General features: G+C 51.2%; 12 protein-coding genes. 8 read left to right on the top strand and 4 right to left on the bottom strand.

Annotation, left to right across the window (positions count from 1 at the left end; all coding sequences use genetic code 11):
* Positions 1-17: 17 nt before the first annotated feature.
* On the top strand, positions 18-614 hold the full coding sequence (locus EPYR_RS13165; protein WP_012668878.1) for an ATP-dependent Clp protease proteolytic subunit: 597 nt from the start codon (positions 18-20) through the stop codon (positions 612-614).
* 72 nt (positions 615-686) lie between these two features.
* On the opposite strand, the gene clpX is transcribed toward EPYR_RS13165, so the two are convergent.
* From clpX to bolA, 4 genes are all read right to left on the bottom strand, one after another.
* On the bottom strand, positions 687-1,961 hold the full coding sequence (clpX, locus tag EPYR_RS13170) for an ATP-dependent protease ATP-binding subunit ClpX (protein WP_014539280.1): 1,275 nt from the start codon (positions 1,959-1,961) through the stop codon (positions 687-689).
* Between the two features lie 95 nt (positions 1,962-2,056).
* Entirely contained in the window at positions 2,057-2,680 is a 624-nt protein-coding gene (clpP, locus tag EPYR_RS13175) for an ATP-dependent Clp endopeptidase proteolytic subunit ClpP (protein WP_012668880.1), read from the bottom strand.
* A gap of 334 nt (positions 2,681-3,014) precedes the next feature.
* Positions 3,015-4,319 (bottom strand): trigger factor, encoded by a 1,305-nt coding sequence (gene tig / locus EPYR_RS13180; RefSeq protein WP_012668881.1) that lies wholly within the window; start codon positions 4,317-4,319, stop codon positions 3,015-3,017.
* A gap of 348 nt (positions 4,320-4,667) precedes the next feature.
* Positions 4,668-4,982, bottom strand: a complete 315-nt coding sequence (gene bolA / locus EPYR_RS13185; protein ID WP_012668882.1) for a transcriptional regulator BolA — start codon at positions 4,980-4,982, stop codon at positions 4,668-4,670.
* A 266-nt stretch (positions 4,983-5,248) separates the two neighbouring features.
* Here bolA and EPYR_RS13190 point away from each other — a divergent pair, with 266 nt between their 5' ends.
* The 7 genes from EPYR_RS13190 to cyoE all read left to right on the top strand — a co-directional run bounded on the left by EPYR_RS13190 (position 5,249) and on the right by cyoE (position 12,652).
* Positions 5,249-5,827, top strand: coding sequence for a lipoprotein (locus tag EPYR_RS13190; protein WP_012668883.1), 579 nt, complete (start codon positions 5,249-5,251; stop codon positions 5,825-5,827).
* Between the two features lie 44 nt (positions 5,828-5,871).
* Positions 5,872-7,359 (top strand): muropeptide MFS transporter AmpG, encoded by a 1,488-nt coding sequence (gene ampG, locus EPYR_RS13195; protein WP_012668884.1) that lies wholly within the window; start codon positions 5,872-5,874, stop codon positions 7,357-7,359.
* A 524-nt stretch (positions 7,360-7,883) separates the two neighbouring features.
* The gene (cyoA, locus tag EPYR_RS13200) at positions 7,884-8,822 is read left to right on the top strand and encodes a cytochrome o ubiquinol oxidase subunit II (protein ID WP_012668886.1); all 939 of its coding nucleotides are present in this window, start codon (positions 7,884-7,886) and stop codon (positions 8,820-8,822) included.
* Between the two features lie 4 nt (positions 8,823-8,826).
* Positions 8,827-10,818 (top strand): cytochrome o ubiquinol oxidase subunit I, encoded by a 1,992-nt coding sequence (gene cyoB, locus EPYR_RS13205; protein WP_012668887.1) that lies wholly within the window; start codon positions 8,827-8,829, stop codon positions 10,816-10,818.
* The gene (locus EPYR_RS13210) at positions 10,808-11,422 is read left to right on the top strand and encodes a cytochrome o ubiquinol oxidase subunit III (RefSeq protein WP_012668888.1); all 615 of its coding nucleotides are present in this window, start codon (positions 10,808-10,810) and stop codon (positions 11,420-11,422) included. Before cyoB ends, EPYR_RS13210 begins: the two co-directional genes overlap by 11 nt.
* The gene (locus tag EPYR_RS13215) at positions 11,422-11,751 is read left to right on the top strand and encodes a cytochrome o ubiquinol oxidase subunit IV (RefSeq protein WP_012668889.1); all 330 of its coding nucleotides are present in this window, start codon (positions 11,422-11,424) and stop codon (positions 11,749-11,751) included. Before EPYR_RS13210 ends, EPYR_RS13215 begins: the two co-directional genes overlap by 1 nt.
* 13 nt (positions 11,752-11,764) lie before the next feature.
* Positions 11,765-12,652, top strand: coding sequence for a heme o synthase (gene cyoE / locus EPYR_RS13220; RefSeq protein ID WP_012668890.1), 888 nt, complete (start codon positions 11,765-11,767; stop codon positions 12,650-12,652).
* Positions 12,653-12,713 lie beyond the last annotated feature (61 nt).

Consider the following 12,713-nt stretch of genomic DNA (forward strand, 5'->3'; position numbering starts at 1 on the left):
TCCGATGGAGTGTAAGCATGTCTGAAGAGCCAGAGAAAAAAGAAGAAAACGGCCAGGAAGAGAAGAACTCAGCGCTGGCAGTGAATAAACTCCTGCAGTCACGCTCCGTTATCATTTCAGGTGAGATTAACCAGGCACTTGCCGAGAAGGTTACCGCTCAGTTGCTGATCCTGCAGGAGATGGGCGACGAGCCGATCAAGCTGTTTATCAACAGCCAGGGGGGGCATGTTGAAGCCGGTGATACTATCCACGACATGATCAAATTTGTGAAGCCGAAAGTGCTGGTTATCGGCACCGGTTGGGTAGCCAGCGCCGGTATCACTATTTTCCTGGCGGCAGATAAAGAAAATCGTTACACGCTGCCTAATACCCGCTTTATGATCCACCAGCCGCTGGGCGGCGTTCGTGGCAAGGTTTCAGATATTGAGATTGAAGCGAAAGAACTGCTGCGCGCGCGTGAACGTATCAATCAGTTGATCAGTAAAGCCACGGGGCAGCCACTGGAGAAGGTGGAAAAGGACACAGACAGTAACTACTGGATGAGCCCGGAACAGGCTATTGACTACGGTATTGCTACCCACGTCATCAGTCATTGGAACGAGCTAAAAGCCTGATACTCGCCAGTCAGAAATAAAGACGGCCCGCTTCTGTTACTGCGGGCCGTTTTTATTTGAACAACATATGGATTACTCCCCAGATGCCTGCTGGGTATCTCCCTTGCTATAAATCAGCAGCGGCTGGCTTTCGCCGGAGATGACCGACTCGTCGATGACCACTTTTTCCACGTCATCCACCGACGGCAGATCGTACATGGTGTCCAGCAGTGCGCCCTCCACGATGGAGCGTAGCCCGCGCGCACCGGTTTTGCGCAGCATCGCCTTGTTGGCAATGGCTTTCAGCGCTTCTTCACGGAACTCCAGCTCCACCCCTTCCAGATTAAACAGCGCCTGATACTGCTTGGTCAGCGCATTTTTCGGCTCGCGCAGGATCTGGATCAGCGCTTCCTCGCTCAGCTCGGTCAGCGTCGCCACCACCGGCAGACGACCGATGAATTCAGGGATCAGACCGAATTTAATCAGNTCCTCAGGCTCGACCTGCGCCAGCAGCTCGCCTTCTGTCGCCTTTTCTGACTTGCNTTTCACCGACGCGCCAAAGCCGATGCCGCTGCCACTGTCCACGCGCTGTGAAACCACCTTATCCAGCCCGGCAAACGCACCGCCGCAGATAAACAGGATCTTCGAGGTGTCCACCTGCAGAAACTCCTGCTGCGGATGCTTGCGCCCGCCCTGTGGCGGAACCGCTGCCACCGTCCCTTCAATCAGCTTCAGCAGCGCCTGCTGCACGCCCTCACCCGACACGTCACGCGTTATTGACGGGTTGTCCGATTTGCGCGAAATCTTGTCGATTTCGTCAATGTACACGATGCCGCGCTGAGCCTTTTGCACGTCGTAATCGCACTTCTGCAGCAGCTTCTGAATGATGTTTTCCACATCTTCACCCACGTAGCCCGCTTCGGTCAGCGTGGTGGCATCCGCCATGGTGAACGGTACGTCCAGCAGGCGTGCCATCGTTTCGGCCAGCAGGGTTTTACCGCTACCCGTTGGGCCAATCAGCAAAATATTGCTTTTGCCCAGCTCGATNCCGTTGCTGGTGTCGCCGTTACGCAGACGTTTGTAATGATTATACACCGCCACCGACAGCACCTTTTTGGCCCGCTCCTGNCCGATGACGTAATCATCAAGATGGTGGCGGATTTCATGCGGCGTGGGCAGTGAGCTGCGCTCGCGGTGCGGCGCAACTTCTTTAATCTCTTCACGGATGATGTCGTTACATAAGTCTACACATTCATCGCAGACGTATACTGACGGGCCGGCAATCAGCTTACGCACTTCNTGCTGGCTTTTGCCGCAAAAAGAGCAGTACAGCAGCTTCCCTGAACCGTCTTTGCGTTTATCGGTCATTTACTTCCCTCTCATTATCGCGCTTATCTTCCCCCGGGGGAATTAAGCAGGCCGTCACCTGTGCAGGCAACGGCTATCTGTCACAACTTGCATAATCAACTACGTTGGGATAATACAGAATCCACTAATCCATACTCGACAGACTCACTGGCCGACAGGAAGCGATCGCGATTGGTATCACGCTCGATGGTTTCAATCGTCTGCCCGGTATGTTTTGCCATCAGCTCGTTCATCATCTGCTTCGTTTTTATAATTTCACGCGCATGAATATCGATATCTGACGCTTGCCCCTGGAAACCGCCCAGCGGCTGGTGGATCATGACGCGCGAATTGGGCAGACAGTAGCGCTTTCCTTTCGCGCCCGCAGTCAACAGAAAAGCGCCCATTGAACAAGCCTGCCCCATACAGATGGTGCTGACATCAGGCTTAATGAACTGCATGGTATCGTAAATCGACATTCCTGCAGTAATCACGCCGCCGGGGGAGTTGATATAAAGATGAATATCTTTTTCTGGATTCTCCGCTTCCAGGAACAGCATCTGCGCGACGATCAGGTTGGCCATGTGGTCTTCTACCTGACCTGTCAAAAAAATAATGCGCTCTTTGAGCAGGCGCGAGTAGATGTCGTACGAACGCTCTCCGCGAGAGGTTTGTTCGACCACCATTGGCACCAAGGCCATATGAGGTGCAGTTAATTCACGTTCGCCACTGTATGACATTACCATCTCCTGGATATATTTCATTAGGCACACTCTGTAGCGATTCTACTTGAGAGCGATCAGGAACACTACGATTCCAGGCCTGACTACCCGATGTCATCCGGACAACGATCGGGCCTGATGACTTCTATTGTAACCATTTGGGGATCTTCCCCTGCTATTTCAAGCATAACAACGTTTTTATCAACTGCTAACCAGGAAAAGTAGCTTAACGGATAATTTGCGGAGTAAATGAGCAATTAACTGTCAAATGTTCTCACTTGCCATGCTATAGAAAAGCAAAAGCCCGCAACCAGGTAGTTGCGGGCTTTTGTCATCACCAGAAAGTTTTAAATCAGGCCGTGGCGGTCTGGTTCATGAGTTCCTGGAATTTTGTTGCTTTTTCAGTCACTTTCGCTTTTTCCAGCACGGCTTCAACAGCCTGCTCTTCCAGCGCAACGTTACGCATATTGTTCATCAGCTCGGCGTTTTTGCTGTAGAACTCGATCACTTCTGACGGATCTTCGTAGGCGGAAGCCATCTCTTCGATCAGCGCTTTAACACGATCTTCGTCAGCTTTCAGCTCGTGGGTACGAATCACTTCACCCAGCAGCAAGCCAACCACGACACGGCGTTTCGCCTGCTCTTCGAACAGCTCACGAGGCAGTTCAAGAGCCTGTTTCTCATCACCACCGAAGCGCTGAGCTGCCTGACGTTTGAGAACATCGATTTCACCGTCAACCAGAGCCGCTGGAACGTCGATGTCGTTAGCTTTAACCAGCCCATCGATTGCCTGCGTCTTCACGCGGTTACGTACAGCGCCTTTCAGTTCACGCTGCATGTTCTTACGAACTTCTGCACGCAGACCATCCAGAGAACCCGCTTCCACGCCGAAACGCTTGATGAACTCTTCAGTAAGCTCTGGCAGTTCGCGTTCTTCAACTTTCTTCAGCACGATGTCGAACTTGGCTGCTTTCCCTTTCAGGTTTTCAGCGTGGTAGTCTTCCGGGAAGCTGACGTCGATGGTGAATGTTTCACCGGCTTTGCGACCAACAACACCTTCTTCAAAGCCTGGGATCATGCGACCCTGGCCCATAGCCAGCACGAAGTCGGACGCTTTGCCGCCTTCGAACTCTTCACCGTCTACGGAGCCGGTGAAGTCGATGGTAGCGCGGTCTTCGGCAGTCGCTGCTGCATCGGTTTCTTTCCAGGTGGCCTGCTGCTTGCGCAGCGTGTCCAGCATGGTGTCAACGTCAGCTTCGGTGACTTCAACAACCGGTTTTTCAACTTCGATGGCTTCCAGACCCTGCAGCTCAACTTCCGGGTAGACTTCAAACTCGGCAGAGAAAGTAAAGTCTTCACCGATTTTATACTCGCCTGGCACATACTGAGGCGCGCCAGCCGGATTAATTTTTTCTTTGATGATTGCATCAACAAAGTTGCGCTGCATCAGATCGCCCAGAACGTCCTGGCGAACGGAAGCACCGTAACGCTGCGCCACAACGGTCATCGGTACTTTACCTTTACGGAAACCGTCGATACGTACTTTCTTAGCTACGCTGACCAGCTCATTTTTCACCGCGTTTTCGATCACATCTTTATCAACGGTAATCGTTACGCGACGGCCAAGGCCCTGAGTTGTTTCTACTGAAACTTGCATCTTATTACCTCAAAAAATCACGTGCTCGGTCAACTTCAGACGCACCCTGCCTTTATTCACAAGATGAATCTAACAACCGGGACGGCTTCTGATGCCAGAACCACATTCCCTGTTAACAAAAGCGTCCCGAAGACATAGCGGAAAAATAGACGCAGCATTATAGCGACAACATCATGACGAGTCGAGGCTACACGATGACTCGAACCCCGTAACTTCTTACATTTTTGTCATCAAAACGTAATATTTCACTGCCGGCCAGTGTTTTTGCGCGTAATCATCAAAAGGCCACCTCAAAAACAGGTGGCCAGGGTGATGACAATGTTCTTGCGTTACCGCGTTCAGCTCATGCTATGACAGAATGCCGGCACCGCGACAGCCTGGCGATGCGGGCACCGTATCCTGCAATGTAGCCCACTCTTTCAGCGTATAACTGTGTAGCGCCAGCGCGTGCACGCTGCCTGCCAGTTCTTCAGCCAGTACGGCGTAAATAGCACGGTGCCGGGAAAGCAGGCGATGGTCGTTAAAGCTCTCGCTAACGATAACCACTTTAAAATGACTTTCCGCCCCCGCAGGTACGTTGTGACGATAGCTTTCGTCTTGCACCTCAAGATACACCGGAGAAAACGCCGTACGTAGCTTATCTTCTATTTCTTCACGGACCATATCAGGACTCCTAAGATGCAGACGATTAACGCTCTATCCCCTTTAAATCGTAGTCGTTTTCAGATGAAACTGACTACATGTAACACATTTTATCTGTGCACGGTGAAAAGTGAGTGAATCCGTTGCAACATAGCAATGGTATTGATGTCAAACCGCCGATGGCAACGCAATGAATTTACGCGCTGCAGGGGTTCTTCTGCTAGCAGGCAATGATATGATGGCCGCTGTTTTGCCAGCAATACTTTTCACACAATCGAGAAAAAAGCATGTTAAAAAAAATTATCTTCCCTCTGCTGGCCGTATTTGTGCTGGCTGGCTGTGCGAGTAACAGCAATACGCTTGATGTTTCGCCGAAAATTCAGTTGCCTCAGCGCGATCCTGGCCTGATGGCTACCACTGTCAGCATCAATGGTGCCGACAGACGCAGCGATCAGGCCCTGGCCAAAGTCAATCGCGATGGCCGGTTGGTGACGCTTACGCCTTCACGCGATCTGCGTTTCCTGCTGCAGGAAACCCTGGAAAAACAGATGACCGCGCGCGGTTATATGATCGGACCTGCCGGTGCAGTTGATCTGCAAATCATCGTGAATAATCTGTATGCCGATGTAACACAAGGCAATGTCCGTTACAGCATTACCACCAAAGCGGATATTTCAGTTATCGCCACCGCCAAAAACGGCAGTAAGCAGGTGAAAAATTACCGTCAGACTAACAGCGTTGAAGGTGCGTTCTCCGCAACCAACGACAAGATCACTAAGGTTGTTAACAACGCCTTAGGCGACGTAATAGCTGACATGGCACAGGACACCAGCGTGACTGAATTTATCAAACAAAACGCGCGTTAATCCTCTCCGGCCCGGCAGGACGCCGGGCCTGATTTAAGGTTCATATGCCCAATCAATATCTGCAGATTTTTACGCGGCGTAACAGCGCCCTTCTTTTATTACTCGGCTTCGCTTCCGGCCTTCCGCTGGCACTGACTTCAGGTACATTGCAGGCATGGATGGCAGTCGAGAATGTCGACATTAAAACCATCGGCTTCTTTTCTCTGGTCGGCCAGGCATACGTCTTTAAGTTTCTCTGGTCACCGTTGATGGATCGCTACACACTGCCGTTTCTTGGCCGCAGGCGTGGCTGGCTGCTCGTTACGCAAATATTATTGACGGTCGGTATTGCGCTAATGGGTTTTATGCAGCCTTCCCACGATTTGACGTTACTGGCTGCGCTGGCGGTGCTGATTGCATTCTGTTCGGCATCCCAGGATATTGTATTTGATGCATGGAAAACTGACGTACTGACGGTGGCGGAACGTGGTGGCGGTGCAGCAATAAGCGTTCTGGGATACCGGCTCGCGATGTTGGTTTCCGGCGGACTGGCGTTGTGGTTGGCCGACCGTTTCCTTGGCTGGCAGGCAATCTGGTGGCTGATGGCCGCCATGATGTTTCCCGGGATTATCGCCACACTTCTGGCGAGAGAACCAGAAAATTCCATAAAGCGGCCCCGTTCCCTGGAAGAGGCTGCGTTTGCCCCGCTGGGCGACTTCTTTAATCGTAATAATGCCTGGCTGATCCTGTCGCTGATCGTGCTGTATAAGCTGGGTGACGCGTTCGCCGCCAGCCTGAATACCATTTTTCTTATTCGCGGCGTTGGATTTGATGCAGGTGAAGTTGGGCTGGTCAACAAGACTCTGGGGCTGATGGCGACAATCATTGGCGCCCTGGCTGGCGGGATGTTGATGCAACGTCTTAGCCTTTTCCGCGCACTGATGCTGTTTGGCACTTTGCAGGCGGTCTCCAATCTCGGTTACTGGATGCTGGCGGTAACCGACAAAAACCTTTTCAACATGGCTGCCGCCGTTGCCGTCGAAAACCTGTGTGGCGGTATGGGTACTGCCGCTTTTGTTGCGCTGCTGATGACCTTGTGCAACCGATCGTTTTCCGCTACCCAGTTTGCCCTGCTCTCTGCGCTTGCTGCGGTTGGCCGCGTTTATGTCGGTCCGGTCGCAGGCTGGTTTGTTGAAAGTTGGGGCTGGTCGGCCTTTTATGCTTTCACCGTGGTGGCGGCTTTACCGGGCCTGCTGCTACTGGCCGGCTGTAAATCGACGCTGGAATATGCACAGAATCACAGTGATTTTCCGCCGCGTAGCACCTGGCTATCGGGGTATCGCTGGGCGCTGCGCGCACTGCTGTGCGGCTGCGTGCTGCTGGCTGGCTGGCTACTGTTACTGATGCTGGAAGCGCTGGGATGGTTAACGGTGAGCGGATTAAGCAACGCGCTGTTTGAAATTGGCATCGTATTGCTGCTGGGTGCCATCGTCCTTGGTACGTCGCTGGATTACATGACAACGCGTAAAAATCCAGATTCGTCAACACCATAGCGCATCTTACCTCAGAGAAAGCGATGGGTAAGCTGGCCACTGTTGGGTGGCTGGCTTAACTGTTTGGGGTGAATGCCGTCATAGCGAATGACGATCGGAGATTACCTTGTCGCCTATTCTGAACTTATCGAGAAAATTTATTTTTAAGCATTTTTTGAGGTTTTTTGCCAGCCGACCTATCATTAATTATCTCACTTTGAATTATTAATCACCGGTTAGTAACTATTCTAGGTTAAATATAAATGTCGCCATGCTAAATTTTTGTTAAATAATTGGTGCGTTAATTGACTGGTTATAGCTGATGCAATTTCTGTAAGGTTATTTAAATCAGATTTTGTTATATTAGTGCCAACCCTTTGCCAGTGTTCATATTTTGTCACCTCCGGCAACAGATGTGACAACGTTTGCAAAAGGTGTCAACACCCTGCTGACACAACCTGTTGCAGGTTTACAGTACCGAAACCTTCCCGTAAAATGCCGCCACACTTAAACGACAATAGAGCCCTTGTCATTGAGGTCGTTAAATGAGACTCAGTAAATACAATAAAAGTTTGGGGATTTTGTCATTAATCGCAAGCATGGTTTTGCTAAGTGGTTGTGATAGTGCATTATTGAATCCCAAAGGACAGATTGCGATGGAGCAACGCTCGCTGATTCTGACGGCTTTCGGCCTGATGATGATCGTGGTTATTCCAGCAGTCTTGATGGCCGTGGTGTTCGCCTGGAAGTACCGGGCATCCAACACTAATGCGAAATACAGCCCCAACTGGTCACACTCAAATAAAGTGGAAGCCGTGGTATGGACTGTACCCATCTTAATCATTGTTTTTCTTGGCATTCTTACGTGGAAATCAACTCACGCTCTGGAACCAAGTAAGCCACTGGAATCTGATGCTAAACCTGTCGAGATCGAAGTCGTTTCGCTTGACTGGAAATGGTTGTTTATCTACCCGGAACAGGGGATTGCCACCGTTAACCAGATTGCTTTCCCGGCTAACCGCCCTGTAAGCTTCAAGATTACCTCGAACACCGTCATGAACTCCTTCTTTATTCCAACCCTCGGTAGCCAGATTTACGCTATGGCGGGCATGCAGACTAAACTGCATCTTATTGCGAATGAAGCCGGCACCTTTGACGGTATCTCTTCCAACTTCAGTGGTCGCGGATTCTCTGGTATGAAGTTTAAGGCGATTGCTACTCCTGACGAAGCGACCTTCGACCAGTGGATTGCAAAAGCGAAACAGTCTCCAGATACCCTCATGACAATGGATGATTTTAACAAGCTGGCTGCGCCCAGCGAAAATCACCCGGTGGAATTCTTCTCAAGTGTGAAACCTGAACTGTTCAAAGATATCATTGGCCAGTTCCAGATGAACCACGGCGGAAGCATGGAAATGTCTCACGGTGAAGGCCATGAAGGCATGGATATGAGCAACACCGCTCACGCGGGAGCCGAGGAATAATACGATGTTAGGAAAATTAACCCTGGATGCCTTCCCTTACCACGAGCCAATTATCGTGGTAACGGTTGCTGCCATCATTCTTGGCGGTCTCGCCATCGCCGGAGCGCTAACTTACTTCGGCAAATGGAAATACCTGTGGACCGAGTGGTTGACGTCTGTTGACCACAAAAGACTCGGGATCATGTACATCATCATGGCGTTTGTCATGATGCTGCGCGGCTTTGCCGATGCGGTATTGATGCGTAGTCAGCAGGTGCTTGCCTCTGCCGGCGAGGCCGGATTCCTGCCTCCCCATCACTACGACCAGATCTTCACCGCCCATGGCGTAATTATGATCTTCTTCGTAGCGATGCCGTTTGTTGTGGGTCTGATGAACATTGCTGTTCCGTTACAGATCGGCGCACGCGACGTGGCTTTCCCGTTCCTCAACAACCTCAGCTTCTGGTTTACCGCTGTCGGTGTGGTACTGGTTAACCTGTCACTGGGCGTGGGCGAGTTCGCGCAAACGGGCTGGTTGGCTTATCCGCCACTTTCCGGGGCAGAATACAGCCCAGGGGTCGGCGTTGACTACTGGATATGGAGTCTGCAACTTTCCGGTATTGGTACAACCCTGACAGGTATCAACTTCTTCGTGACCATCATGAAGATGCGCGCACCGGGCATGACCATGTTCAAAATGCCGGTGTTCACCTGGGCTTCTCTGTGTACTAACGTACTGATCATTGCCGCGTTCCCGGTTCTGACCGTGACCCTGGCTCTGCTGACCCTTGACCGTTATCTTGGTTTCCATTTCTTTACCAATGATATGGGCGGCAACATGATGATGTACGTCAACCTGATTTGGGTTTGGGGTCATCCGGAAGTGTACATCCTGGTTCTGCCAGTCTTTGGTGTGTTCTCGGAAGTGGTCGCCACCTTCTCTAAAAAACGCCTGTTTGGTTACACCTCACTGGTATGGGCAACGGTAGTCATTACCATCCTGTCCTTCATCGTGTGGTTGCACCACTTCTTCACCATGGGTGCGGGTGCGAACGTTAATGCCTTCTTCGGTATTATGACGATGATTATCGCCATTCCGACCGGTGTTAAAATCTTTAACTGGCTGTTCACCATGTATCAGGGGCGCATCCAGATGCACTCTGCGATGCTGTGGACCGTTGGCTTCCTGGTCACCTTCTCTGTAGGTGGTATGACCGGCGTTCTGCTGGCTGTACCGGGTGCTGACTTCGTGCTGCACAACAGCCTGTTCCTGATTGCCCACTTCCATAACGTAATTATCGGTGGTGTGGTGTTCGGTTGCTTTGCCGGTGTGACTTACTGGTTCCCGAAAGCATTCGGCTTTACGCTGAATGAAACCTGGGGTATTCGTGCATTCTGGTTCTGGATCATCGGCTTCTTCGTGGCCTTTATGCCGCTGTACGTACTGGGCTTTATGGGTATGACGCGTCGTCTTAGCCAGGATATCGACCCGCAGTTCCATCCCATGCTGGTTATCGCCGCGTGTGGTGCTGCTTTGATCGCCTGTGGCGTTGCTTGCCAGCTGATCCAGTTCTATGTCTCGGTTCGTGACCGTGAGCAGAACCGTGACCTGACCGGTGACCCGTGGGGCGCGCGTACTCTGGAGTGGGCAACCTCTTCGCCACCGCCGTTCTACAACTTTGCCGTTGTTCCTGCAGTTCACGAACGTGATGCGTTCTGGGAAATGAAGGAGAAAGGTGAAGCGTATAAACGCCCGGCTCACTATGCTGAAATTCACATGCCAAAAAACAGCGGTGCTGGCGTGGTTATCGGTTTCTTCAGCCTGATCTTCGGTTTTGCGGCAATCTGGCACATCTGGTGGCTGGTAGGCCTGTCATTCCTCGGCATGATTGTGTCGTGGATCGTCAAGAGCTTTGACGAAGACGTGGATTACTACGTTCCTGTTGCCGAGATCGAAAAAATCGAGAATCAGCACTTTGACGAAATTAGCAAAGCAGGTCTGAAAAATGTCGACTGAAACTCTGACTAAACACCACGACGCCCATGCTGAGCATGGGCATCACGATGCAGGAGCCAATAAAGTATTTGGCTTCTGGATCTACCTGATGAGCGACTGCATTATCTTCGCAACGCTGTTTGCCACTTATGGTGTTATGGTAAACAACACCGCAGGTGGCCCTGCAGGTAAAGATATTTTTGAACTGCCGTTCGTACTGGTAGAAACCGCCCTGCTTCTGTTGAGCTCCATAACCTATGGTTTTGCCGTCATCAACATGAACAAGGGGCAGAAAGGTGCGGTTATCGGCTGGCTGGCGCTGACCTTCCTGTTTGGTCTGGGCTTTATCGGCATGGAAATCTATGAATTCCATCACCTGATCGCCGAAGGCTTCGGTCCCGATCGCAGCGGTTTCCTTTCCGGCTTCTTTACGCTGGTTGGTACTCACGGCCTCCATGTCACCTCCGGGCTGATTTGGATGCTGGTACTGATGTATCAGGTGGCCAAACGTGGTCTGAACGACACCAACCGTACGCGTATTATGTGTCTGAGCCTGTTCTGGCACTTCCTGGACGTGGTGTGGATCTGTGTATTCACCATTGTTTACCTGATGGGGGTGATGTAATGAGCCATCCTGCAACTGAACATGGCGCTTCTCATGGTAGCGTAAAGTCTTATATGATCGGCTTTATCCTGTCGATCATTTTGACCGGTATCCCATTCTGGATGGTCATGGACGGTGGTGCTTCTAAAGCCACGATCCTCACTGTCGTTCTGGTGTGTGCAGTTGTCCAGGTGCTGGTGCATCTGGTGTACTTCCTGCACCTGGACAGTAAGTCTGAGGGGGGCTGGAACCTGATTGCTATCGTGTTTGCAGCACTTATCATCCTGATTGTTGTTGTTGGCTCGCTGTGGATCATGTGGAACCTCAACTACAACATGATGAGCCATTAACCGAGCTACTGTGATGATTAAGCAATACCTGCAAGTGACAAAACCAGGAATTATCTTCGGAAATTTAATTTCTGTGATCGGGGGGTTCCTGCTGGCTTCTAAAGGCAGCATTGACTATTCCCTGTTTCTCTCCACCTTAGTCGGTGTTTCACTGGTGGTCGCATCAGGTTGTGTATATAACAACTATATCGACCGCGACATCGACAAGAAAATGGAGAGAACCAAGAATCGGGTGCTGGTTAAAGGCCTCATCTCTCCGAAATTGAGCCTGGTTTATGCAACCGTGTTGGGTATTGCTGGCTTCGCGCTGTTGTATTTCGGAGCAAACCCGCTGGCGATGTGGCTGGCGGTGATGGGGTTTGTGGTTTATGTCGGCGTCTACAGCCTGTACATGAAACGCAACTCCGTTTACGGCACGCTGATTGGTAGCTTGTCTGGAGCCGCACCGCCGGTTATCGGCTACTGTGCCGTGTCTGGTCAGTTTGACGCGGGGGCATTGATCCTGTTGGCTATCTTTAGCCTGTGGCAGATGCCGCATTCTTATGCGATTGCCATCTTCCGCTTTAAAGATTACCAGGCAGCCAATATTCCGGTACTGCCGGTGGTGAAAGGTATCTCAGTCGCTAAAAACCATATCACGGTGTATATCATCGCATTTATGGTTGCCACTTTGATGCTGACTTTAGTCGGCTATGCGGGCTACAAGTATCTGGTTGTAGCCTCCGCAGTCAGCGTCTGGTGGTTGGGAATGGCGCTTTCAGGTTACAAAACCCAGAACGACCGCGTCTGGGCGCGTAAGCTGTTCGTGTTCTCGATTGTGGCCATTACTGCATTAAGCGTAATGATGTCGGTTGATTTTATGACACCTGCCTCAAAAGACCTGCTCACTTACATCGGTTAACAGCAAGCCATATCACTGCTAAGGGCGCGATTTCGCGCCCTTTCTTCTTGTCATAAATGCT

Origin of the sequence: Erwinia pyrifoliae DSM 12163 (assembly GCF_000026985.1) — a bacterium.
Classification (GTDB): Bacteria; Pseudomonadota; Gammaproteobacteria; order Enterobacterales; family Enterobacteriaceae; genus Erwinia; species Erwinia pyrifoliae.